20 protein-coding genes are annotated in these 21,859 nt (G+C 71.7%); 6 read left to right on the top strand and 14 right to left on the bottom strand.

Going from position 1 to position 21,859, the window contains the following annotated elements:
• Positions 1–11 precede the first annotated feature (11 nt).
• The 3 genes from ACFYL6_RS15545 to ACFYL6_RS15535 form a co-directional block, all read right to left on the bottom strand.
• Complete coding sequence (locus ACFYL6_RS15545) at positions 12–425, bottom strand: roadblock/LC7 domain-containing protein (protein ID WP_203148617.1); 414 nt, start codon at positions 423–425, stop codon at positions 12–14.
• Positions 426–430: 5 nt separating this feature from the next.
• On the bottom strand, positions 431–2,968 hold the full coding sequence (locus ACFYL6_RS15540) for a nitrate- and nitrite sensing domain-containing protein (protein ID WP_387171586.1): 2,538 nt from the start codon (positions 2,966–2,968) through the stop codon (positions 431–433).
• Positions 2,969–3,067: 99 nt separating this feature from the next.
• On the bottom strand, positions 3,068–4,480 hold the full coding sequence (locus ACFYL6_RS15535; protein WP_387171584.1) for an FGGY family carbohydrate kinase: 1,413 nt from the start codon (positions 4,478–4,480) through the stop codon (positions 3,068–3,070).
• Between the two features lie 206 nt (positions 4,481–4,686).
• Here ACFYL6_RS15535 and ACFYL6_RS15530 point away from each other — a divergent pair, with 206 nt between their 5' ends.
• Positions 4,687–6,609 carry an anthranilate synthase family protein gene (locus ACFYL6_RS15530; protein ID WP_387171582.1) on the top strand — a complete coding sequence of 641 codons (1,923 nt, stop codon included), beginning with the start codon at positions 4,687–4,689 and terminating at the stop codon, positions 6,607–6,609.
• Positions 6,610–6,704: 95 nt separating this feature from the next.
• On the opposite strand, the gene wrbA is transcribed toward ACFYL6_RS15530, so the two are convergent.
• The 4 genes from wrbA to ACFYL6_RS15510 all read right to left on the bottom strand — a co-directional run bounded on the left by wrbA (position 6,705) and on the right by ACFYL6_RS15510 (position 9,237).
• Complete coding sequence (wrbA, locus tag ACFYL6_RS15525; protein WP_387171580.1) at positions 6,705–7,322, bottom strand: NAD(P)H:quinone oxidoreductase; 618 nt, start codon at positions 7,320–7,322, stop codon at positions 6,705–6,707.
• Positions 7,323–7,656: 334 nt separating this feature from the next.
• Positions 7,657–8,025, bottom strand: a complete 369-nt coding sequence (locus ACFYL6_RS15520; RefSeq protein WP_091404117.1) for a DUF3037 domain-containing protein — start codon at positions 8,023–8,025, stop codon at positions 7,657–7,659.
• Entirely contained in the window at positions 8,022–8,780 is a 759-nt protein-coding gene (locus ACFYL6_RS15515) for a HipA family kinase (protein ID WP_387171578.1), read from the bottom strand. The genes ACFYL6_RS15520 and ACFYL6_RS15515 overlap by 4 nt, the downstream gene beginning before the upstream one ends.
• Before the next feature lie 64 nt (positions 8,781–8,844).
• A complete protein-coding gene (locus ACFYL6_RS15510; protein WP_387171577.1) occupies positions 8,845–9,237 on the bottom strand; it encodes a hypothetical protein in 393 nt (130 codons plus the stop codon).
• A 138-nt stretch (positions 9,238–9,375) separates the two neighbouring features.
• Between ACFYL6_RS15510 and ACFYL6_RS15505 the strand changes: the two genes are divergently transcribed.
• Positions 9,376–10,485, top strand: coding sequence for a winged helix DNA-binding domain-containing protein (locus tag ACFYL6_RS15505; protein WP_387171576.1), 1,110 nt, complete (start codon positions 9,376–9,378; stop codon positions 10,483–10,485).
• A gap of 10 nt (positions 10,486–10,495) precedes the next feature.
• Here the strand turns inward: ACFYL6_RS15505 and malQ are convergent, their stop codons facing one another.
• The 5 genes from malQ to ACFYL6_RS15480 form a co-directional block, all read right to left on the bottom strand.
• Complete coding sequence (gene malQ, locus ACFYL6_RS15500; protein ID WP_387171574.1) at positions 10,496–12,499, bottom strand: 4-alpha-glucanotransferase; 2,004 nt, start codon at positions 12,497–12,499, stop codon at positions 10,496–10,498.
• 176 nt (positions 12,500–12,675) lie between these two features.
• A complete protein-coding gene (locus tag ACFYL6_RS15495) occupies positions 12,676–13,884 on the bottom strand; it encodes an ABC transporter ATP-binding protein (protein WP_387171572.1) in 1,209 nt (402 codons plus the stop codon).
• Between the two features lie 10 nt (positions 13,885–13,894).
• Entirely contained in the window at positions 13,895–14,731 is an 837-nt protein-coding gene (locus tag ACFYL6_RS15490) for a carbohydrate ABC transporter permease (RefSeq protein ID WP_350853661.1), read from the bottom strand.
• 1 nt (position 14,732) lies between these two features.
• Complete coding sequence (locus ACFYL6_RS15485) at positions 14,733–15,716, bottom strand: sugar ABC transporter permease (protein ID WP_308193598.1); 984 nt, start codon at positions 15,714–15,716, stop codon at positions 14,733–14,735.
• Entirely contained in the window at positions 15,713–16,999 is a 1,287-nt protein-coding gene (locus ACFYL6_RS15480; protein WP_387171570.1) for an ABC transporter substrate-binding protein, read from the bottom strand. The genes ACFYL6_RS15485 and ACFYL6_RS15480 overlap by 4 nt, the downstream gene beginning before the upstream one ends.
• A 687-nt stretch (positions 17,000–17,686) precedes the next feature.
• Here ACFYL6_RS15480 and ACFYL6_RS15475 point away from each other — a divergent pair.
• The 4 genes from ACFYL6_RS15475 to ACFYL6_RS15460 all read left to right on the top strand — a co-directional run bounded on the left by ACFYL6_RS15475 (position 17,687) and on the right by ACFYL6_RS15460 (position 19,825).
• The gene (locus ACFYL6_RS15475; protein ID WP_387171568.1) at positions 17,687–17,875 is read left to right on the top strand and encodes a DUF397 domain-containing protein; all 189 of its coding nucleotides are present in this window, start codon (positions 17,687–17,689) and stop codon (positions 17,873–17,875) included.
• Between the two features lie 304 nt (positions 17,876–18,179).
• Positions 18,180–18,884 carry a VOC family protein gene (locus tag ACFYL6_RS15470; RefSeq protein WP_387171566.1) on the top strand — a complete coding sequence of 235 codons (705 nt, stop codon included), beginning with the start codon at positions 18,180–18,182 and terminating at the stop codon, positions 18,882–18,884.
• A 186-nt stretch (positions 18,885–19,070) separates the two neighbouring features.
• A complete protein-coding gene (locus ACFYL6_RS15465) occupies positions 19,071–19,502 on the top strand; it encodes a hypothetical protein (RefSeq protein WP_387171564.1) in 432 nt (143 codons plus the stop codon).
• Positions 19,503–19,549: 47 nt separating this feature from the next.
• Positions 19,550–19,825, top strand: coding sequence for a hypothetical protein (locus tag ACFYL6_RS15460; protein WP_238657004.1), 276 nt, complete (start codon positions 19,550–19,552; stop codon positions 19,823–19,825).
• Between the two features lie 13 nt (positions 19,826–19,838).
• On the opposite strand, the gene ACFYL6_RS15455 is transcribed toward ACFYL6_RS15460, so the two are convergent.
• Both ACFYL6_RS15455 and ACFYL6_RS15450 read right to left on the bottom strand, forming a co-directional pair.
• The gene (locus ACFYL6_RS15455; RefSeq protein ID WP_387171562.1) at positions 19,839–20,624 is read right to left on the bottom strand and encodes a L,D-transpeptidase family protein; all 786 of its coding nucleotides are present in this window, start codon (positions 20,622–20,624) and stop codon (positions 19,839–19,841) included.
• Positions 20,625–21,037: 413 nt separating this feature from the next.
• The gene (locus ACFYL6_RS15450; RefSeq protein ID WP_387171561.1) at positions 21,038–21,748 is read right to left on the bottom strand and encodes an HAD family hydrolase; all 711 of its coding nucleotides are present in this window, start codon (positions 21,746–21,748) and stop codon (positions 21,038–21,040) included.
• Positions 21,749–21,859 lie beyond the last annotated feature (111 nt).

Here is a 21,859-nt window from a genome sequence, read left to right as displayed (position 1 = left end):
GGCCGGCTCACTCAGCGGGGCAGCGCCTGCTGCAACTCCGCCCGCAGGGCCGGGGTGAGCATCTCCCCCGCCTGCTTGGCCAGCCGGGCCATCTCGTAGCCCACCACACCGATGTCCGCGTCACCGGCGGCCAGCGTGGCCAGAATCGAACCGTCGCGGATCTGCATCACCAGGAAGTAGCCACGGCCCATCTCGACCACCGTCTGCTTGACGACGTCGCCGTCGAACATCTGGGCCGCACCCGCGGTGATGCTCATCAGCCCGGAGGTCACCGCGGCGAGCTTGTCCGCGTTGTCACGGGGCAGGTGATCGGAGATCGCCACCAGCAGCCCGTCGGAGGAGACCACCACCGCATGCGCCACACCCGGCACCCGCTCCGCGAACGCGCTCACCAGCCAGCTCAGGTCACGTGCCTCCTGGCTCAACGTCGTCACTGTCGTCGTCCCCCTTCGTCGTGCCCCCCGGACGGTGGCACGGGTATCTCGGTGGTGTCCTCAGCCTCGGCGCGCCGTACTCCGCTGTAGAGCCGCGAGAGCATGCCGCCGACCGCCTCCGGGTCCGGGTCGGTGCGGGTCGGTGCCGACATCGGTTGTGCCGAACGGGTGACCGCGCTCAACTGCGCCATGGGCACCCGCACCGGCAATCCCCGCTCATTGGTGCCGGCGGTCACCGGGACGGTCGGCGGCGCCGCCGGTGCGGGCACCGCCGGCCCGCTCGGGCCCTGCCGCGAATACCAGCCCCCGCCGCCACCGCGAGCAGCGTTCGGGGTCAACACGTCCTCGGCGCGCACCGGCACCGGGCGGCCCTGACGTGGCACGCCGACACCCGGCGGGCGGCCGGCCACCGGCAGGTCCCGCGCCGCGGCGCCCGGCACCGGGGCGGCGGCCGGCCCGGCGGCCCCGGACTGCCCAGCCAACCCTCGCGCCGCGCTCGCCGCCAACATCCGCGCAGACGGGGGCGCGTCCAGCTCGACGTTGCCCGCCGGAGCCAGCAACACCGCGGGCAGGGCGAGTCGCGCGACCAGGCCGTCCTCGCCGCCGGTCAACCGCACGCGTACGCCCAACCGGGCCGCCAGGTGGCTGACCACGAAGAGCCCCATCCGCTCCACCGCCGCGACGTCCGCGGCCGGAGGGCTGGCCAGCACCTCGTTCGCCTGCACCAGCGCGGCCGGGCTCATGCCCAGACCACGGTCGACGATCTCGATCAGCGGAGCGCCCGCCTCGACCCGGGCGGTCACCACCACGACGGTGTCCGGGCGGGAGAAGGCGGTGGCGTTCTCCAGCAGCTCGGCCAGCAGGTGCACCAACTCGCCGACGGCGTGCCCGACCACGTGCACGTCGACCACCGACTCGATCCGGACCCGCTGGTACTGCTCGATCTCGGCGGCGGCGGCCAGCAGCACCGCACCGAGGCCGACCGGCCGGTTCCACCGGCGGGTGGAGTCGGTGCCGGCGAGCACCAGCAGGCTCTCGTCGTTACGGCGCATCCGGGCGGCCAGGTGATCGAGCTTGAACAGGTTCTCCAGCTGGTCCGGGTCGCTCTCCTCGCGCTCCAGGTCGTCCAGCAGCTCCAGCTGCCGCTCCACCAGCACCTGGCTGCGGCGGGCCAGGTTGACGAACATCGCGTTGACGTTGCGCCGCATGAGCGCCTGCTCGACGGCGACCGTGACGGCGCTGCGGTGCACCGCCACGAACGCCTCGGCCAGCTCGCCGATCTCGTCGAGTGAACGGACCACCGCCGGCGCGACGTCGATACGGGGCACCCCGCCGGTGACGGTCTTCAGCCGGTCCAGGGTGTCCGGCAACTCGACCTGGGCGATCCGCAGCGCCTGGCTGCGCAGCAACCGCATCGACCGGGCCACCGACCGCCCGATGAGCAACGAGATCAGCAGAGCGGCCAGCAGGACCGTGACGACCCCACCGACGACCAGCAGGGTCGTCCGCAGCTGATCGTCGCTGGCCTCCTCGGCCTGGCGCACGGCGTCGTCGAGCACACCCGCCTCAAGCTGGCGCAGCAGCTCCTGGCGCTGCTGGCTGGCCGACCACCACTGCTCCGACGGCAGCACCTGCGGCGACGCGCCACCGGAGGACAGGCTGCGCTCCTCCAACCCGGTGGCGACCACGAACATCGGCGACACCGAGGTCTCGTCGTAGCGGCGGATCTGATCGGTGGTCGCGGCCACCCGGAACGCACCGAGCGCGGTGAGCTGCTGGCCGCGCAGGTCGGCGAGGACCACCCGGTCCTCGGTGCCGTACGCACCGGCGCGCGCGGCGGCGTAGAGCTGCGCCCGCACCCGGGAGGAGAGTTCCTTGACCCGGGCCAGCTGGACGTAGCGCAGCACCGCGTCGTTCAAAGCCGGCTGGTTCTGACCCGGCGTCGGTTCGGCGAGCAGGTCCAGCAACGCCCCCACGGCCCGGTGGTAGTTGCCCAGGATGGTCTCGCTGCTCAGCACCGCCGGCGGAATCGCCGCGCGGATGTCGACCACCTGGTCGTACGCCTCCAGCGCCTCGGAGAAGGCGACCCGCCAGGACGCGTCCGCGTCGGCCAGCGGCTCGGCCGCCCGGCTCAGGTCCACGATGGCCTTGTCGGTGGACGCCTGCAACGGCTTCAGGTCGTTCGCCGCGGCCTGCCGGTCACCACCCTTACGCAGCTCACCCAGCTCCCCCGCCGAGCGGTCGCGCTCCTGCTGGAGCTGGTGCACCGCCGCGGTGATCTGCCGGCCGATACCGACCTGACCGGAGAAGTCGTTCAACGCCGTCGTCCGCCCCACCAGCGTGCTGGTCTGCACCCCGGCGAGCAGGAGGAACGCCATCGACGGCACCAGCAGCACGGTGGCGAGCTTCGTGCTCATCCGCCAGTCGCGCAGCCGGAACGGAGAGCGCCGTCGATGCGGAACGACTCGGACGTCGAAGCGGCGTCGGCGATGGTTCGACACCGCGCCGTTCGCCGGGTCGGGACCTGCCGCCACCCTGCCTCCTCCGTCCTACCGCGTCCACCGCGGTCGGGGGAGCGCAGTCCATCCAACCAGGCTCGGTACCGCTGTCAACGGCCCGGGCGAGGCCGAGGTTCAGGAAGGATACTGCGGGTGGGAACGTCCTGCCGGGGTCGGTAAAACCAGCTCGTCCGTCCGGCCGATGTCGGCGAGCTCGATGGCGTCACCGAAGCGCCCCAACGCCACCAACGCGGCACCTGTGGCGCCGATCTCCGGGTTGCGTTGATGCGACACCGGTCGCGGTGCGAGCGCGGTGGCGAAGGCCTGCCGCCACCACACCGAGGCGGCCACCGCGCCGCCGCCCAGCACCACGCCGACCGGTTTGTCGATGGTGGACTCCAGCACCCCGAGGTCCGCGGCGACCAGCTCACACAACCCCTGCATCAGCCCGGCCAGGATGTCGACCGAGGTGGTGCTGAAGCTCAGACCGCGCAGCTCACCGCTGCCCGCAGGCGCCAGCCCCGGCGCCCGGTCACCACCGAAGCGGGGGTCCGCCGGTCGGCCGCCGCCCGCCGGCACCAGCGCCAGCGCCGCGTCCAACTCGGCGCCCCGGGGCAACCGCAGCTCCCGGTCCGCCCAGGCGAAGAGGTTGCCTCCGTTGGCGTACGCGGCCCCGGTCACCACGTGGTCGTGGTCGACCCGGTACCGCCACAGCCGTTCGGGCAGGCGGGGCATCGGTTCGCCGGCCGGGATCCGCTGCATCAGCCGTACGGCCGCGGAGGTGCCCACGGTGACGGCGGCCCGGCTCGGGTCGACGCAGCCCGAGCCGACGTTCGACGCCCCACCGTCGCCCACCGGCGGTGACCACCGGGCCTGCGCCAACTGCGGCCACCGACGGGCCAGGTCGACCCGGAGCCGGCCGTGCCAGTCCAGCTCGCCCAGCGGCGGCAGCTCCTCCGGTCGCGCCTCGGCGAGGGTCAACGCCTCCTCGTCCCAACGCAGGGTGCGCAGGTCCAGCAGACCGGTCCCGGAGGCCTGGGAGATCGACATGGGTGCCGTGTCGAGCAGCTCGCCCAGCACGTACTCGGGCAGACCGACGAACCGGGCGATCGGGGTGCCGGACTGCTCGCGCAACCAGGGCAACCGCATCGACCAGTACGAGCGGTGCCACCAGCAGCCGGTGCGCTGGTGGAAGCCGTCCGGGTCCGCCGGACCGGCGGTACGCCCGACCGGGGCGGGCCGGGTGTCCAGCCAGGTGACCACCGGGCCCAAGGGTGCGCCGTCGCGGTCCAGCGGGAGCACCGAGTGCCACTGGGCGGAGACCGCCACCAGGCCGACGTCGTGCAGGTGCCCCGAGTCGGCCAGCTCGTCCAGGCACTCGACCAGGTTCGCCAGATAGTCCCGACCGGACAGCGTGCCGGTGCCGTCGTCACCGATGGCGAGGTCGACCTTGCGGCGGGCCAGGGCGCCGGGCAGCGGCTGGGTGTCCGCGTCCAGCACCAGCCCGCGTACCGAGGAGGTGCCCAGGTCGAGCGCGAGAATGTTCATCGCCGGTCAAGTTACCCCGTGCCAGCCGGCCGACGGGCGCGTAGGGTGGATCACATGCTCGCGCAACTGACCAGTTGGTGGCCCGCCGACCCGGCGGCCATCTCCCGCGCGTAGCTCCATCCACGCGGCCGCCATCGAGGCGGTCGCCGGATCTCCCGGCCAGCGGGCCGCCCGACGGCGGCGCCCCTGCCCGACGGAGACGCCCGATGACCCACCTGACCGACCTGCTCACCGCCGTCGCCCACGGCGTCGACCCCGGCCCCTTCGCGCTGCTGCGCCGCGAGAGCGCGGACGAACTGGACCTGTTCACCGGCCCGGTCGACACCGTCGAGGGGCTCACCGACCTTCCGCTGCCGCCCGGCCCGCCCGGGGCGCGGACGCTGGCCCTGGTGCCGTACCGGCAGATCACCGAGCGCGGCTTCGCCTGCGTCGACGACGGCGCCCCGCTGGAGTTCCTCCAGGTCCGCGAGCACCAGCGGATCACGCTGGCCGACGCCCTCGCCGCGCTGCCCGACGAACCGGTCCACACCGGCGACGCCGGCTTCGACGTCAGCGACGAGGAGTACGCGCGGACCGTGCAGCGGGTGCTGTCCGAGGAGATCGGCCGCGGCGAGGGCGCCAACTTCGTCATCCACCGCGCCCTGCACGCCACCGTGCAGGGCCCACCGCTGGGGGCCGCGCTGGCCGCCCTGCGCCGGCTGCTGATCGCCGAACGCGGCGCGTACTGGACGTTCGTGGTGCACACCGGCACCCGGACGCTCGTCGGCGCCAGCCCGGAGCGGCACGTCAGCGTCGACGACGGCCTGGTGATGATGAACCCGATCAGCGGCACCTTCCGCTGCCCCGGTGGCGTCGCGGACCGGGCGGCCCTGCTGCGCTTCCTCGCCGACGAGAAGGAGATCGAAGAGCTGTACATGGTGCTCGACGAGGAGCTGAAGATGATGGCCACCGTCGCCGAGCACGGTGGGCAGGTGATCGGCCCGTACCTGAAGGAGATGTCACACCTGGCGCACACCGAGTACCTGCTCGCCGGGCGGGGCACCCGCGACGTGCGGGAGGTGCTGCGCGAGACGATGTTCGCCCCCACCGTGACGGGCAGCCCGATCGAGAACGCCTGCCGGGTGATCGCCCGGCACGAGCGCCGGGGCCGGGGCTACTACGGGGGCGTGCTGGCGCTGCTCGGCCACGACGAGGCCGGCCGGCAGACCCTCGATGCGCCGATCCTGATCCGTACCGCCGAGATCTCCCCCACCGGCCGGCTGCGGGTGCCGGTCGGCGCGACCCTGGTCCGGCACTCGACGGCGGCCGGTGAGGTGGCCGAGACGCACGCCAAGGCCGCCGGGGTCCTGGCCGCGCTCGGCCTCGGCCCGGCGGCGGCCGTCGGCGACCGCGGGCCGGTCGCGCGGCTGGCCGACGACCCGGCGGTACGCGACGCGCTGGCCGCGCGCAACGCACCGCTGGCGCGCTTCTGGCTGGACCAGCGGTCACCGGACGCGCCCGGCCTGCCCGGGCTGGTCGGCCGCCGGGTGCTGATCGTGGACGCCGAGGACACCTTCACCGGCATGCTGGCCCACCAACTGGGCGCGTTGGGCCTGACGGTGACCACCCGGCCGTGGCACGCGAGCGGCCCGGTCGACGACTACGACCTGGTGGTGGCCGGCCCCGGGCCCGGTGACCCGGGCAGCGTGGACGAGCCGAAGATGGTGGCGCTGCGGGAGCTGCTGACCGGGCTGCTGGCGACCGGCCGTCCCACCCTCGCGGTCTGCCTCGGCCATCAGGTGCTGGCCGGGCTGCTGGGGCTGGCGCTGCACCGCCGGGAGGCGGCCTATCAGGGGTTGCAGCGGGAGGTACCGGTGTTCGGCCGGACCCGCCGGGTCGGGTTCTACTCGACGTTCACCGCCCGCGCCGAGGCCGACCTGCTGGCCACCGCGTACGGGCCGGTGGAGCTGGCCCGGGACCCGGGCGACGGCGCCGTGCACGCCCTGCGGGGGCGCGGCTTCGCCGGGGTGCAGTTCCACGCCGAGTCCGTGCTCAGCCCGGACGGGCTCGCCGTGCTGAGCGAGCTGGTGACCGATCTGCTGCCCGCGTCGCGCACCGACGAGCTGCCCGCGACGCTCGGCGGCGCATAGTCGGCCCGCCCCGGGGGTAGGGCTGGGTGGACCGGTGGCGCGGACGGGCCGAGAGCCCCCGCCCGCGCCACCGGTCGCCCTCGTCCGTCAGCCGGTCAGCCGGCCAGGCCCGCCTTCAGCGCGGCACCCAGCTGCACCGCGCGCCGGGCGGTGAGCGCGCAGGCTCCGAGCGCCACGGCGTCCGGGGCGATCTCCCCGTTGTTGCTGGTGTGCGAGGCACCGTACGGATTGCCGGCGATGAACTGGCTGGTGTCGGTGTAACCGGGAGTGACCACCACACCGCCCCAGTGGTAGAAGACGTTGAAGAGTGACGTCAGCGTGGTCTCCTGACCCCCGTGCGAGGTCGCCGTCGAGGTGAAGGCGGAGTAGACCTTGTTGACCAGCCCGCCCTGGCTCCAGAGCGGGCCGGTGGTGTCGATGAACTGCTTCAGCTGCGCCGCGACCATGCCGTACCGGGTCGGCGCACCGAAGATCGCCACGTCGGCCCAGGTGAGGTCGTCGAGCATCGCCTCGGGCACGTCCTGGGTCTCCAGGCGGTGCGCCTGCCAGCCGGAGTTGGAGCGGATCGCCTCGTCCGGCGCCAACTCGCGCACCTTGCGCAGGCGCACGTCGGCGCCGGCATCCCCGGCGGCCTCACACACGGCCTGCGCCATCTGGTAGGTGGTGCCGGTGGCGCTGTAGTAAAACACCGCTACCTTGGTCTGGGCAGCCATCAGAGTGTCCCCTTCTCGTCTCGGATCAGCTCACGCGACTACCCGCTGCGGAGGTGCTCTAACGACAGCCCGAGGCGCCCCGCACGCCGTGCGCCAACTCAAGTTTTCCGCAACTTCCCGGTCGTTTCGGCCCGACGCCGCACGCGGACGACGATCCTGATGCCATCGGTGCCGGCGGGATCGAGCCGCCGCCCCGCACCGGGCACCTGAACGGGGGATCGCGCTCCGCCGGCGACGGCGCTGGCGTAGCGCGATCAGGGGACGATCACCGCTCCCGCGCCCCGGCCCCGGCCCCGGCCCCGGCCCCGGCCCCGGCCCCGGCCCCGGCCCCGGCTCAGCGGACCAGGGTCGCCATCAGCCGGTCCAGCTCGGCCGCCGGGTCGACGGTGAGGCCGGTGTGCACCGGCCCGGTCTGGATCATCGTGCTCCGTGGAGCGGCCAACCAGTGGAACCGCTCACCGAGCCGCATCCGGGTAGCCGGCCCGTCACCGGAGCAGGTCCGGTCCCAGGAGTCGAGCACCGCGGCCACCGCCGGCAGGTCGACGTCCGGCGCCAGCGCGCGAACCCGGTCGGCGTCCAAGTGCGTCCGCGCGGCCAGGAAGTCGCGCTGCTGGCAGTAGAGCAACACCCCGACGTTGATCTGCTCACCGCGCTCGATGCGGGGCACGAGCCGGATCAGCGCGTACTCGAAGGGTTGCCTCATGCCCCGCTCCCCGTTGGCAGCCAGTCGGCCGTGCGGGCGACGCGGCGGGACAGGTGGTCCAGGTACGCCTCGCGCGCCGCGTCGGCCGTCTCGAAGTCGGCGGCGGTCAGCCACTCCCCCGGCACCTGGGCCAACACCTCGGTGAGCAGCTCCGGGGTGACCTGGGGGGCCAACTCGGCGTCGGCCTCGGCCAGCCGCGACGCGTACGGGGCCAGCACGTGATCCTCCGCGCGGTAGGCCCGGTGCACGGAGGCCTCGGCGCGCGGCCAGTTGTGGTGGAAGTACAGCGAGGCACCGTGGTCGATCAGCCACAGCTCCCTGTGCCAGACGAGCAGGTTCGGATTGCGCCAACTCCGGTCGACGTTCTCCACGTACGCGTCGAACCAGAGCACCCGGGACGCCAACGCCGGGTCGACGGGGTGCGCCACCGGGTCGAAGCCCAGCGCCCCGGGCAGGAAGTCCATCCCGAGGTTGGCGCCACCGCTGCTGCGCAGCAGCTCCTGCACCTCCTGGTCGGGCTCGGCCCGCCCGATGACCGGGTCGACGTCGAGGACCACCAGCGGCGGCACCAGCAACCCCAGCCGGCGGGCCAGCTCACCGCAGATCACCTCGGCGACGAGCGCCTTGGGCCCCTGCCCGGCACCCCGGAACTTCGCCACGTAGGTGCCCAGGTCGTCGGCCTCCACCACGCCCGGCAGCGACCCACCCTCGCGCAGCGGGGTGACGTAGCGGATCGCGGTGACCTGGCGGAGCACGCCGCCCACCCTACTGGGGCCGGCCAGGACGGGTGGCGGGCCGGCCCAGACCGGTACGCGCGGGTCAGTCGAGCTTGTCGCGCAGCTTGTCGACCTGGGTCTGCAGGCGGTTCACCGCGTTCTCGTTGTTGACGAACGTGGTGATTCCGGCGGCCAGACCGAGGCCGATCAGCACGGCCAGGATGCTGAGCACCAGGCCGCCGATCGACACGCCACGACCGGTGACCCCGGGTCGGCGGGCCATCTTGAGGCCGACGATGCCGAGGATGATCCCGATGATGCCGAGCACCAGCCCCAACCAGGCGAGGATCGCCGTCAACACGCTGAACAGGCCGGCAACTCCGAACACCAGGGCGAAGGTCGCGGCGGCGCTCGTCTTCGCGCGGGTGTCCCCCCGATGGCTGCGGGACCCGGCCGGTACGCCGGCACCCCGGGCCGGCTCGCTTGCGGCAGTCATGAGATTCCCTTCCGTACGCGCGGCGCGCGTACTTCCGGCGGGGCGCATTCCCCCGACGACCGCCGTTACGCCTCCCATCTGCGGAAGTGTCGGTGGTCGGCCCTAGGCTGGCCGCCCGGCCACGAAAAGGAGCGCCCGATGCCTGTCGACCTCAGCGCGGCCGACGCGTTGGCGCTGCGGATGACCAGCCTGCTGCTGCGCCCGCACCCGGGCACCCGACCCGACAGCGTCGCCGAGGTGGTCGAGTGGTTCGGCGCGATGCAGGCACAGGACCTGGCCAGCGGGTTGTGGTCGCTGGGGGCCCGGCTACCCGGCCGGAGCGTCACCGACGTGCAGGCGGCGTTGGAGCGGCGCGAGGCGCTGCGCACCTGGCCGATGCGGGGCACCGTGCACCTCGTCCCGTCCGCCGACGCCCGCTGGATGCTGGAGCTGACCGGCGTACGATCGCTGGCCGGCCTGGCGACCCGGCGGGCACAGCTCGGGCTCACCGAGGCCGACGCGGACCGGGCGGCGGACGTCCTCGGCGCCGCGCTGGCCGGCGGCGGTCGGCTCACCCGCGCGCAGTGCCTGGCCACCCTGCGGGCGGCCGGCCTGGGCACCGACGGGCAACGTGGCTACCACCTGCTGTGGTATGCGAGCGTCCGTGGCGTGACCTGCGTGGCGCCGAACATCGGCACCGACCAGACCTTCGCCCTGCTCGACGAGTGGGCGCCCAAGACCCACCGGCTGGAACGGGACGAGGCGCTGGCCCTGCTCGCCCACCGCTACGTACGCGGGCACGGCCCGGTCACCGACCGTGAGTTCGCCGTGTGGAGCGGCCTCACCCTCACCGACGCCCGACGCGGCCTGGCCGCCGCCGCAGACGCGCTGAGCACGGTGCGGGTCGACGGCACACCGATGTACGTCGACGCGGCCCTGGCCGACGCGCCGCGCACCGCGCCGGACGACGTGCTGGCGCTGCCCGGCTTCGACGAGTACCTGCTCGGCTTCCGGGACCGCACGTTGATGCTCGACCCGGCCCACCAGGCGGCCGTGGTGCCGGGCAACAACGGCATCTTCCAGGCCACCGTGGTCCGCGCCGGTCGGGTGGTGGGCGTGTGGAAGCGCAAGATCGGCCGCACCGCGGTCACCCTGACGGTCCAGCCGCTCACGACTCTCGACGTCGCCGCCCGGGCCCGGGTGGAGCAGGCGCTCGGGCGCTACGCGGACTTCCTCGGGCTGCCGGCACGCTTCGACTGGCCGACCTGACCGGGCCGGGTCACTCCTCGGCGGCCGGCGTCGGGTCGGCCGGTCGGGGGCGGGCGGCGCTGAGCAGGTCGACGATCCGGGTCACCCGGGGGTCCCCCTGGATCTGCGCCACGCTGGCCGGCAGCGGCAGCCGCCAGTTCGGATACTCGTCCACCGTGCCCGGCATGTTGGGTTGGCGCACCTCGCCCAGCACGTCGTAGAGGGAGACGCCGAGCAGCCGGGTCGGGCTGGCCGCGAGCGCGGCGTGCATCGCCACCACCACCTCGCCGTCGTCGGGCGTCTTCGCCGGCTCAGCCGACCCGGACCCCGCAGCCGGCTCGGGCAGCAGGTGCTCGGCGCGCAACATCGTGAGCAGCCGGTCCCGATCGGCGGCGGCACGGGCCCGCTCCACCGCCACGTCGGTGCCGAGCAGTTTCAACTCGTCGCGCACCCGCACGTGCTCACCGGTCAGGAAGCCCGGCGCGGTGGGCAGGTCGTGGGTGGAGATGGTGGCGAGGGCGTTGCGGGGCCACCGGGCCGGCGACACGAAGTCACCGGCGTCGTCACGCGCGAACCACAGCACGGTCGAGCCCAGCATGTTGCGCCCCCGCAAACCTCGGGTCACCGCCGGTTGGACCGTGCCGAGATCCTCACCGACCACCACCGCGCCGGCCCGGTGCGCCTCCAACGCGAGGATCCCGAGCATCGCCTCGGCGTCGTAGCGCACGTAGGTGCCCTCGGCCGCGCCGCCGCCCGGCGGCACCCACCACAGTCGCCACAGGCCGGCGACGTGGTCGACCCGCAGACCACCCGCGTGCCGCAGCGTGCGGCGCAGCATGTCCCGGTACGCGGCGTAGCCGGTGGCGGCGAGCCGGTCCGGGCGCCACGCGGCGAGCCCCCAGTCCTGGCCGAGCTGGTTGAAGTCGTCCGGCGGTGCGCCGACCCGCACGCCCTGGGCCAGCACGTCGGCGAGCTGCCACCCGTCCGCGCCGCCCGGGTCGATGCCGACGGCCAGGTCGTGCACGACACCGACCGGCATTCCCGCCGAGCGGGCCGCCGCCGTGACGGCGTCGAGCTGCTCGTCGCAGAGGTGTTGCAGCCAGGCGTGGAAGCCGACCCGGTCGGCGAGCTGCCGGCGCTGCTCGGCGACCGCCGGGGAGTCGGGGTGGTGCAGCTCCGCGGGCCAGGCCCGCCAGTCGTTGCCGTGCCGCTCGGCGAGCGCGCACCAGGTGGCGAAGCTGGTCAGCGCCGGGTCCGCGGCGAGGTCCACCGGCTGGGCGTACGGGTGCAGCAACTCCAGGGCGCGCCGTTTGGCGGCCCACACCTCGTCGTAGTCGATCAGGGAACCCCGGTCGGGACGCAACGCGTCGACCACCGCACGCGTCGCCGGGTCCGCCGCACGGTACGCGGCGGTGTCGCTGACCCGCAGGTAGAGCGGGTTGACGAAGCGCCGACTGGCCGGTGAGTACGGTGAGGTGGCCACCGGGTGCGCCGGCCCGACCGCGTGCAGCGGGTTGAGCAGCACCAGCCCCGCCCCGGTGGCACCGGCCCACCCGGTGAAGTCGGCGAGGTCACCGAGGTCGCCCATCCCCCAGGAACGCTCCGACGTGAGCGCGTAGAGCTGGAGCATCCACCCCCACGTCCGGGGCGGCACCGGTAGCCGGCGTGGCACCACCACCAGCGTCACCTCCCGGTCGGCGCAGGCCAGCCGGTGCCAACCCAGCGGCAGGTCCGCGGGCAGCTCACCGTCGACCGCGCGGCGGCCACCGTCCTCCAGGGTCACCACCCCGGGGCCGGGCAGCGCCCGGGTGCGGCCATGGGTGAGCACGACCGTCTCCGGCAGGGCGCTCCGGTCGACCGCACGGGCGGCGGCGAGTGCGTCGGCGATCGCCGTCGGGCTGGTGGCGTCCACCCCGAGCAGCCCCAGCACCCCCACCACGGTCTCCGGTGCGACCTCGACGCGGCGGTGCCGCCAATCCTCGTACCAGGTGGAAACACCGTGCGCGTTGGCCAGCGCGGCCAATCGTCGGTTCATGCCCGTCCCCCGCTTCACGACGCGACCTGCGACCACCTTGCCACGCCCGGCCAACCGCCGCAGGGCGGCGGGGCGCCCGCGCTGCCGCCGCGCCGATCTTGCACTTCCTGTCCCGACACAAGGGGCATTCCACCTGTGTCGACAACCGAAACTGCAAGATCGGCGCGAGCTGGCCGTCAGTCGGCGAGCGCGCCGGCGGCCCGACCCTCGTGCAGGGTCAGGTTTCGGCCGTTGGCCGGGTCGAACAGGTGGATCTTCTCCAGGTTGAACCAGACTCGGCGCGTCTGCCCCTCGGCGACCGGGGACTCGGCGGACAGCCGGGTCACCAGGTTGCCGCCGGCGCCGGCGAAGTCGGTGGCGCCCGCGTCGGCGGCCAGCTCCTCCAACTCGGCGGCGCTTGCCTTCTCGCCCTCGACGGTGAAGTAGACGTACTTGTCCGAGCCCATCGACTCGACGATGTCCACCGGCGCCTCGAACTCCATGCCCCGCCGACGGGTGTCGTCGTCGACCAGTTCGGCGTCCTCGAAGTGCTCGGGCCGGATGCCGAGAATCAACTCGCGGGGCGCGTCGGCCGACTCCAACTCCCGGCGGACCCGGTCACCGAGCGGCACCGTGCCCAGGGCGGTGTGCAGCTCGCCGTCCTGCACGGCCGCGTGCAGGAAGTTCATCGACGGCGAGCCGATGAAACCGGCCACGAAGAGGTTGCGCGGGTGGTCGTACAGCTCTTGTGGCGGCCCGACCTGCTGCACCGCGCCCCCGCGCATGATCACCACGCGGTCGCCGAGGGTCATCGCCTCGGTCTGGTCGTGGGTGACGTAGACGGTGGTGGTGCCGAGCTGCTTCTGCAGGCGGGACACCACCGTGCGCATCTGCACCCGCAGCTTGGCGTCGAGGTTGGACAACGGCTCGTCCATCAGGAACGCCTTCGGCTGGCGGACGATCGCCCGGCCCATCGCCACCCGCTGACGCTGGCCACCGGAGAGGTTCGCCGGCTTGCGATCCAGCAGCGAGGTCAGCTCCAGCACCTTCGCCGCCTCGTCGACCTTGCGGTCGATGGTCTCCTTGTCGAGCTTCGCCAGCCGCAACGGGAACGCCATGTTCTCCCGCACGGTCATGTTCGGGTACAGCGCGTACGACTGGAACACCATGGCGATGTCCCGGTCCCGGGGAGCCTTGTCGTTGACCCGCTGCCCGGCGATGCGCAGCTCACCGGAGCTGATGTCCTCCAGCCCGGCGATCATGTTGAGGGTGGTGGACTTCCCGCAGCCCGAGGGCCCGACCAGGATCACGAACTCGCCGTCGGCGATCTCCAGGTCGACGTCCTGCACGGCGACGGTCCCGTCCGGGAAGCTCTTGCTCACCTTGTCCAGCACGATGTCAGCCATGACTACTCACCTATCCCTTGACTGCGCCGGAGGTCAGACCGGACACGATGCGACGCTGGAAGAAGAGGACGAACAGAATGATCGGCACGGTGATCACCACGGCGGCGGCGCAGATCGCCCCGGTGGGGTCCTCGAACTGCGACGCGCCGGTGAAGAACGACAACGCGGCCGGCACCGTGCGGGAGCGCTCGGTCGAGGTCAGCGAGATGGCGAACAGGAAGTCGTTCCAGCAGAAGATGAAGACCAGGATCGCCGTGGTGAACAGCCCGGGCGCGGCCAGTGGCGCGATCACCCGTCGGAACGCCTGCCCCTGGGTGGCGCCGTCCATCTTCGCGGCCTTCTCCAGGTCCCACGGGATCTGCTTGAAGAACGCCGACAGCGTGTAGATCGCCAGCGGCAGCGCGAAGGTGATGTACGGCAGGATCAGCCCGAGCCAGGTGTCGAAGATCTTGAGCTGACGCTCGATCTCGAACAGCGGCGACACCAGTGACACCTGCGGGAACATCGCGATCAGCAGGGAGACGCCGACCAGCAGCTTCTTACCGGGAAAGTCCAGCCGACTGATCGCGTACGCGGCCATCGCTCCCAGCACCACCGCGATCAGCGTGGCGATCAGCGCGACGCCGATCGAGTTGACCAGCGCCCGGACGAACTGGTCGGTGTCGAAGATGGTCCGGTAGTTGTCCAGCGTCCACTCCCGGGGGATGAAGTTCCCGTCGGTGAGGGTGGCCGGCGTCTTGAACGACAGCGACGCGATCCACAGCACCGGGACCAGCGCGAAGACGACCACGAGGACGTCGAGCAGACCCCAGCGCAGCTTTGCCCTGGTAGTGGTTTCGACAGCCATGTCAGCGCCTCTCTCCGTCGTCGCTGCCCGGAGCAGCGGTGCCGAACAGCTTCACGAAGACGAAGGCGATGATCGCCACGGTGATGAAGATCAGCACCGACATCGTCGAACCGATGCCGAGGTTGAGACCCCGGATCAGGTTGTTGTAGGCGAGCATCGACACCGACGACGTCTCGTTGCCGCCAGCGGTCAACACGAAGATGTTGTCGAAGACCCGGAACGCGTCCAGGGTGCGGAACAGCAACGCGACCAGGATCGCCGGCTTCATCACCGGCAGCATCACCTTCGTGAACTTCTGCCAGGCGGTCGCGCCGTCGGTGGACGCCGCCTTGAGCAGGTCCTCCGGCACCAGCGCCAACCCGGCCATCAGCAGCAGCGCCATGAACGGGGTGGTCTTCCAGATCTCCGCCAGCATGATGATCGCCAGGGAGCTGGCCCGTTCGGTGAGCGGCGCGCCGTCGCTGAACAGGTCGGCCAGGTAGCCGGTGCCGGGCGTCCAGGCATACCGCCAGGAGAACGCCGCGACCACGGTGACGATCCCGTACGGGATCAGCGCCGAGGTCCGGACCAGGCCGCGGCCGACCAGGGTGCGGTGCATGATGATCGCCAGGCCCATGCCGAGCACCAGCTCGACGGCCACGGTGACCACCGTGATCAGCATGGTCACCCCGAACGCGGTCCACCAGAACTCGTTGGTGAGCACGGTGACGTAGTTCTCCAACCCGATGAACTCACGCTGGTCGGGGAAGCGCAGGTCGAAGCGCTGCAACGACAGCCAGACCGAGTAGATGATCGGGTACGCGGTCACCGCGATCATGACCAGCGCGGCCGGCGCGCAGAGCAGCAGACCGAGCTTGCGTTCGGCCTTCTTGTTCTCACTCAACGGGGGCTTGCGACGGCCGCCGCGTTGCTTCGGTACGGCGGCGGGCCGGCGGGTCTCCTCGGCGGCGACATCGGCGCCGGTTGGTGTGGCGTTGATGCTCACGGCAGGACCCCCTTGGACTGGAGGGCGTCGGCGATGGCGCCGCGCAGTTCGTCGGCGGTCTGCTGCGGGCGGATCCCGGACGGCGGCGACAGGATCGCCGACATCACGGTGGAGATGCTCTGGTAGGCGGGGGTCAGAGGACGCGTCGCCGGGTCCTTCAACTCCTCCAGGATGGTGTCCTTCATCGGGTACGCCTCGGTCATCTCCGGGTCGTCGAAGACCGCCTCGATGGTCGGCGGCACGCCGTCGTTGATGGCGGAGAACTTCTGGTGCTCGGCGCTGCGGATGCACCGGGCCGCCTCGAAGGACTGCTCCGGGTGCTTCGAGTAGGAGCTGACCGCCAGGTTGACCCCGCCGATGGTGACCTTGCTGGGGGTGCCCCCGTCGATGCCGGGGATCCGAGCCCAGCCGACCTGCTTGGCCAGCTCCGGGTTCGCCTCCTGAAGGGCCGGGTAGACGAACGGCCAGTTCACCTGGAACGCGCCGGAACCGGACTGGAACTCCAGCCGAACCGGGTCCTCGGTGGCGTTGCTGAACGACGGCGAGGTCACGCCCGACGTGGCGAACTTCTTCAGCTGCTCCAACGCCCGGACCGTGCCCTCGTCCATCACGGACTTCGTACCCTCGTCGTTGAGGATCTTCCCGCCGGCGCTCTCGGCCAGGGTGTTGTAGAGGACGACCAGACCCTCGTACTGGGCACCCATGGTGAGCACCTGGTACGGCTTGCCCTGGTCCTTGAGCTGCTGGGCCGCGCTGATCATCTGGTCCCAGGTGGTCGGCGGCTGCGGCACCAGGTCCTTGCGGTACCAGAGCAACTGGACGTTTGTGTTCTTCGGCGCCGCATACAGCTTGTCCTCGTAGCGGGCGGTGTCCAACGGCCCGGCGAGGGTGCCCTGCTCGACCTCGGCCTTGTCCTGGCCGGTCCACTCACGGATCCAGTCGGCGCTGGCGAACTCCTGGGTCCAGGTGACGTCCAGGCCGAGCACGTCCATCCCGCTGTCCTCGGCGGCCAACCGGCGCACCATCTGCACCCGCTGGTCGTCGGCCTGCCGGGGCAGCACCCGGTAGGCGATCTCGTACCGCCCCTGGGCCTGCGCGTTGCAGTCGTCGACGACCTTCTGCAGGTTCTGCTCAGGCGGGTAGTACAGGTTGATCGTCGGTGGGCCGCCAGCGTCGTCCGAGCCGCATGCGGCCAGCGGCGCGACGAGTGCCAGCGCGGCAGCCGCCGCCCCCAGCCGAACAACCGGCCGGCGTCGGTGTCGAGCCGTCTCGGGGTCCGTCATCGCCCTCCCCCTCTCCTCGGCGAAAGACCGGGGAGGGCATCCGTGCCCCGGCGCACGGCGAGACGATTCCGAGCCGGCAAGCTGCGGAAACTCCGGCCCGGATGCTCTGTAGCGGCTACTCTGCCCCACCCGCGAAGCCACGAAACCTGGCTGTCACAACGGGGGCGCGCGCAGCGACCGGCCGCCCGTGCCCTGCACCGACGCCGCGCGCAGAATCGACCCGGCTTCCTGAACCGGCCGCCCCAACAGCGCCCGTGATCGACACGGTTTCCTGGACGTCGCGCCATCACCGCGCCAGGAAGCACCAGCCCTTCCTTAAGCGGAGTCGATCATGAGCTGGGACCGCGGTGCTCACCGGCGAGGGCCCCGGCTGGTCCGAGGAGGTGCCGCTGATCCACTTCCCGGGATGAACCACGAGTCAGCTACACCAAGCAGCACTGAACACAAACTCGGAGAAGATGCCTACCCTGGGTCTTCTCCGGAAGCGATATGCCCTGACCGGCCAGACCTCGAACCTCGCCCACGATCGACCCTTCGATGAAGAGTAGTGACCAAAGGCGATCAATCCCGAAACTGGAGATCTTGGACAGTTTCCGTTCGGGCAGAACGGAAACTGTCCAAGATCTAGCCTGACGGGTCCCGAAGCCGCCGGCAGTCAACCGAGCTGATCAAGGAAGTGGCGAAGTCATGGGCACGCTGACCCCACAGTGGCGAAAGTCGACCCGGTCCGGCGGCAACGGCGGCGCCTGCGTCGAGGTCGCCGACAACCTGCCGAGCGTGGTGCTGGTGCGCGACACCAAGGACCGCGACGGCGGCGCCCTGCACGTCGACCCGACGGCCTGGAAGTCCTTCATCCAGTACGCCAAGCAGCACTGAACGCGAACTCGGAGAAACCCTCAGACGGGGGCTTCTCCAGAGGAGACAGGTCCCGACCGGCGGCCCGCGCCGATCTTGCAGTTTCGGTCTCCAAAAAGCGTGGAATGCCCCCTTACGTCAGGACAGTAAGTGCAAGATCGCGGCCGGGTCGGGTCGATCATGGAGTTATGGTGCCTGGTTTGGGATGATCGCGGACTTTGTCACCCACCACAACTCCATGATCGACGAGGCGCCGAGCGGCACTGACTCCGCCACGCGGCGCTTGTTCCACGGGCGGCCAGCTCGGACCGGGCATGCTGGAAGGATGATCGCGCGCTTCAAGGACCTCTGTCTGGACGCCGCTGACCCGCTCGCACTGGGCGCCTTCTGGGCCCGGATGCTCGACGGTGACGTGGCCGACGCCGGTGACGACGACACCCGGGTGGACCCGCGCTCGGCGCGCTCGAACGCCGAGTCGATCTGGGTCAACAAGGTGCCGGAGCCTCGGGTCGGCAAGACCCGCGTACACCTGGATCTGCGGATGGCCGGTGCGGACCCGGCGGCGCTGCTCGCGGACGGTGCCCGACTGGTCCGCGAACCGGCCGGCGACGCGACCTGGTGGGTGCTCGACGACCCGGAGGGCAACGAGTTCTGCGCGTTCCCGGCCCGCGACGACACCCCACCCGGCCCGTTCGAGCTGGTCGTCGACTCGGCCGACCCGGCGGCGCAGGCGACCTGGTGGGCCGGGGTGGTCGGCGGCACCGTCGAGCACGAGCCGGCCCACGCGTCGGTGGTCGGCGCGTCCGGGTTCCCCTGGGACTACTGGGTGTTCGCCGCGGTGCCCGAGCCCAAGACGGTCAAGAACCGGCTGCACTGGGACGTCGAGTTGGACGACCCGGAGCCGATGGCGCTGATCGCGGCGGGCGCGACGCTGCTGCGGGAGCCGCTCGACGAGGCGCACTGGTGGTGGGTGCTGGCCGACCCGGAGGGCAACGAGTTCTGCGCCTTCGCACCACGCCCCACCGGGTGAACGACCGACTACCCAGCGCGGGCGTCGTCGGCTAGCGTTTTCCTAGCGCCGTAGCCGGCGCGTTCGCCGCCGCCGTCGACACGCCTCCGGCCGACCCCACACCTGCCCGATCGGTTGGTAATCGCGGGAACGACCCACCGCCGCTCCCCCGGTTCGGCAGGATCGTCCCAACGAGGAGGTGCCGTCGTGCAGGACACCCGCGCTCTCGCCCTGACGTTCGAGGTGAGCGGCCTGCCACCGGTCAAGACCGAAGCGTTGTCCATCTTCGCCGCCGGGCATCGGCAGGCGACGAGGGTCCGCACCCTGCTCCAGGCCGCCCTCGTCGCGGCTCAGCGCACCGGCTGGACGCCGTTGCCCGGGCCGATCGAGGTGGACCTGGTGTTGCGCTGCCCGCCCGGGCACCGTACGTCCGACGCCAGCACCCTGCTCGGCGGCATCTGCGCGGTGCTGCAGGACAAGAAGCGGGTGTCGAGCATCGGGCTCGCCCACCTCGGCGTCCTTGTGGACGTCGCTTTGTACGACGACGACCGGCAGATCCGCCGGTTGTCGTACCACGAGGAGCCGGCCGAGGAATTCTCGTACCAGGTGCGGGTCGCCGCCGTACCGACCGGGGTTTGACCGACGTCCGCGGTGGGGTATCGCGGACGCCGACGAAGGGAGCACCGATGTCGGAGCCACATGTCACGCTCGACCCCCGCGGGCTCGATCCTGTGCAGCAGAAGCTGCGCGGCCCGCTGGAGGAGCAGCTGACCTCGGCCCTTCAGGCGGCCACCGACCGGGTCCGCGGCGACTACGCGGGCGAACCGGTCGAGCAGGTCTGCCAGCGACTGTTGGAGGAAACCCGCTCCGGGTTGCACCCCGACATCGCGGCCGGGTTCAACCCGGACATGGACGAGTTCTGCCGGGTGGCGGTGGCGATCGTCCGGCGCGAGGCCGACTGAGCCGCGGCGCTTCTCAGTATCGGCTGAGCTGGGCGTACGGGCTGAGCACGATGCGTGGCGACAGCGCCGGGTCCAGCCAGTTGAGCACGTCGACCAGGTGGTCGTGTGCGAGGGAGACGCAGCCAGCGGTGGCGTTGCCGGCGGTGGTGCTGAACTGGTGCAGGAAGATCCCGCTGCCCGCGTTCGGCACCGGCTTCGACACGTTCGGCGGCATGTTGTAGGTGATCACCGCGAAGTGTGTGTACGCGGGAACCTCCTTCCACAGTGCCTCGCTGGCCCCGCCCGGGTTGGTCGCACTGTGCTGGAAGGTGTTGTACAGCGCGGACGACGGATTCTCGTTCCACCAGTCACCGCTGACCAGCCGGTGGTAGGGGAACCGCACGCCCGGGTTGGCGGCGATGCCGTACATGGTGGGGCCGATCGAGTAGACCCCCGTCGGCGTGGTCGGCACACCCTCCACGTGGTTGTCGCTGAAGCCCTTCGAGCCGATCCGGGCCGGCAACTTCGCCGCGGCCGGCTGCCAGCCGTTGCGCACCCGCACGTACGCCTCCAGGGTCGCGTAGGTGGTGGTGTAGCTGGTGGCGCCGACGATGATCACCTGCTTGGTCTCCGCCGGCAGCGTCCGCAGCTCACTGGCCCGGTTGTGGAGCGGCAGCGACGACCGGGGGCCGGGCACCGGGGCGATGCCCCAGGCCGGCCGCAGCGGCCCGCTCGCGCCGAGTGCCGGCGCGGCCGGGCTGAGCACCGCCGGGGCGGCCAGACCTGCCGCCGTACCGAGCAGGAGAGATCTGCGCTTCATGCCGCCATCCTGACAGTCGATCGGCCGCGCGGTCTGCCCCGCTCGGCCCGGTTGAGCGATTCGCCGGCCGGGTCAGGACCGGGTCCGCAACTACCCGGCCCTGACCCTCGGCCGTCCGACAGGGGAGCGGACAGCTTCGGCACCCCGCCGCGCGGGCGTGGCACGACGCCACGCGCGAGAACGGGGTGGGCCAGCCACTCCGTCAGCACTCAGCTCCACGGTGCTCGCCCGCCGAACGCCGACGCGCCCCGACACACCCCGAAAGGCCGTGAGCGCCGGACCAGGCTAGGCGGGCTCCGGTCGGCCGGACAAGCCGCGTCGGGCTGCCGGAGGCAGGACTGATGCCACTGTGAAAAACAGGCATCTCGGCGTAACGCCACCATGATCGCCGACGCTGTTTGCCTTCGAGACGGTCAGAAGTGCCGCAGCAGGTCCCGGAACGCGGCGAGCCGCAGCACCCCGTCGTCGGTCGGGTCCAGCTCGTCCTCCTCCAGCACCCACGTGTTCGCGTTCGGAATGAACACCGCGTTCAACCCGGCCGCCCGCGCCGGCAGGATGTCGGACTTCGGGGAGTTGCCGATCATCCACGCGCCGGCCGGCGCGAAGCCGTGCTCCCGGGTGAGCCACCGGTACGTGTCGACGTTCTTCTCGGCGACGATGTGCGCGGCCCCGAAGTGGTGCAGCAGGCCGCAGGCGTCCAGCTTGCGCTGCTGCTCCTCCTGGTCACCCTTGGTCAGCAGCAGCAGCTCGTGCCGGCCGGCCAGCTCGTCGAGCGCGTCGGCCACCCCGGGCATCAGCTCCACCTGGTGCTCTACCAGGGCCACCGCCAGCCGGTCGATCTCCTCACGTTCCGAGTCGGTGGCCGGCCGCTCACGCAACCGCTCCAGGCACTCCGCCAGGCTGCGCAGGAAGACCTTGCTGCCGTACCCGTGCGCCACCGCGTTGGCCCGCTCGATGTCGTCGAGGACCGCCCGCAGCTCGGCCCGGTCCAGGGTGGGGTGGTCCAGCCAGCCCAGGAAGTCGTCGATCACCCGCTCGAAGACGACGTTGTTCTCCCACAACGTGTCGTCCGCATCGAAGATCAACACCTGTGCCTGCCGCCGCGCCGCCACGCCGACCGTCATGCCATCGCCTCCCCGCGCCCAAAGCCCGCTAAGCCGAGGGCCAGGATAGGCGGCAGACAGATGTCAGATCTTCCCGATTTTCCGTGAACCGCTCGGGACGGCTCTTGAGGA

The sequence above is a fragment of the Micromonospora sp. NPDC007208 genome (assembly GCF_042869175.1).
Classification (GTDB): Bacteria; Actinomycetota; Actinomycetes; order Mycobacteriales; family Micromonosporaceae; genus Micromonospora; species Micromonospora foliorum.
This window is presented reverse-complemented; position numbering and strand designations above follow the sequence as displayed.

What these genes read in the sequence shown, in the direction of transcription:
- wrbA (WP_387171580.1), bottom strand. Translation starts at nt 7,322, where the DNA reads ATGGCTGCCCAGACCAAGGTAGCGGTGTTTTACTACAGCGCCACCGGC.
- ACFYL6_RS15475 (WP_387171568.1), top strand. Translation starts at nt 17,687, where the DNA reads ATGGGCACGCTGACCCCACAGTGGCGAAAGTCGACCCGGTCCGGCGGC.
- ACFYL6_RS15450 (WP_387171561.1), bottom strand. Translation starts at nt 21,748, where the DNA reads ATGACGGTCGGCGTGGCGGCGCGGCGGCAGGCACAGGTGTTGATCTTC.
- ACFYL6_RS15470 (WP_387171566.1), top strand. Translation starts at nt 18,180, where the DNA reads ATGATCGCGCGCTTCAAGGACCTCTGTCTGGACGCCGCTGACCCGCTC.
- ACFYL6_RS15480 (WP_387171570.1), bottom strand. Translation starts at nt 16,999, where the DNA reads ATGACGGACCCCGAGACGGCTCGACACCGACGCCGGCCGGTTGTTCGG.
- ACFYL6_RS15530 (WP_387171582.1), top strand. Translation starts at nt 4,687, where the DNA reads ATGACCCACCTGACCGACCTGCTCACCGCCGTCGCCCACGGCGTCGAC.
- ACFYL6_RS15490 (WP_350853661.1), bottom strand. Translation starts at nt 14,731, where the DNA reads ATGGCTGTCGAAACCACTACCAGGGCAAAGCTGCGCTGGGGTCTGCTC.
- ACFYL6_RS15520 (WP_091404117.1), bottom strand. Translation starts at nt 8,025, where the DNA reads ATGAGGCAACCCTTCGAGTACGCGCTGATCCGGCTCGTGCCCCGCATC.
- ACFYL6_RS15460 (WP_238657004.1), top strand. Translation starts at nt 19,550, where the DNA reads ATGTCGGAGCCACATGTCACGCTCGACCCCCGCGGGCTCGATCCTGTG.
- malQ (WP_387171574.1), bottom strand. Translation starts at nt 12,499, where the DNA reads ATGAACCGACGATTGGCCGCGCTGGCCAACGCGCACGGTGTTTCCACC.
- ACFYL6_RS15455 (WP_387171562.1), bottom strand. Translation starts at nt 20,624, where the DNA reads ATGAAGCGCAGATCTCTCCTGCTCGGTACGGCGGCAGGTCTGGCCGCC.
- ACFYL6_RS15495 (WP_387171572.1), bottom strand. Translation starts at nt 13,884, where the DNA reads ATGGCTGACATCGTGCTGGACAAGGTGAGCAAGAGCTTCCCGGACGGG.
- ACFYL6_RS15505 (WP_387171576.1), top strand. Translation starts at nt 9,376, where the DNA reads ATGCCTGTCGACCTCAGCGCGGCCGACGCGTTGGCGCTGCGGATGACC.
- ACFYL6_RS15510 (WP_387171577.1), bottom strand. Translation starts at nt 9,237, where the DNA reads ATGACTGCCGCAAGCGAGCCGGCCCGGGGTGCCGGCGTACCGGCCGGG.
- ACFYL6_RS15535 (WP_387171584.1), bottom strand. Translation starts at nt 4,480, where the DNA reads ATGAACATTCTCGCGCTCGACCTGGGCACCTCCTCGGTACGCGGGCTG.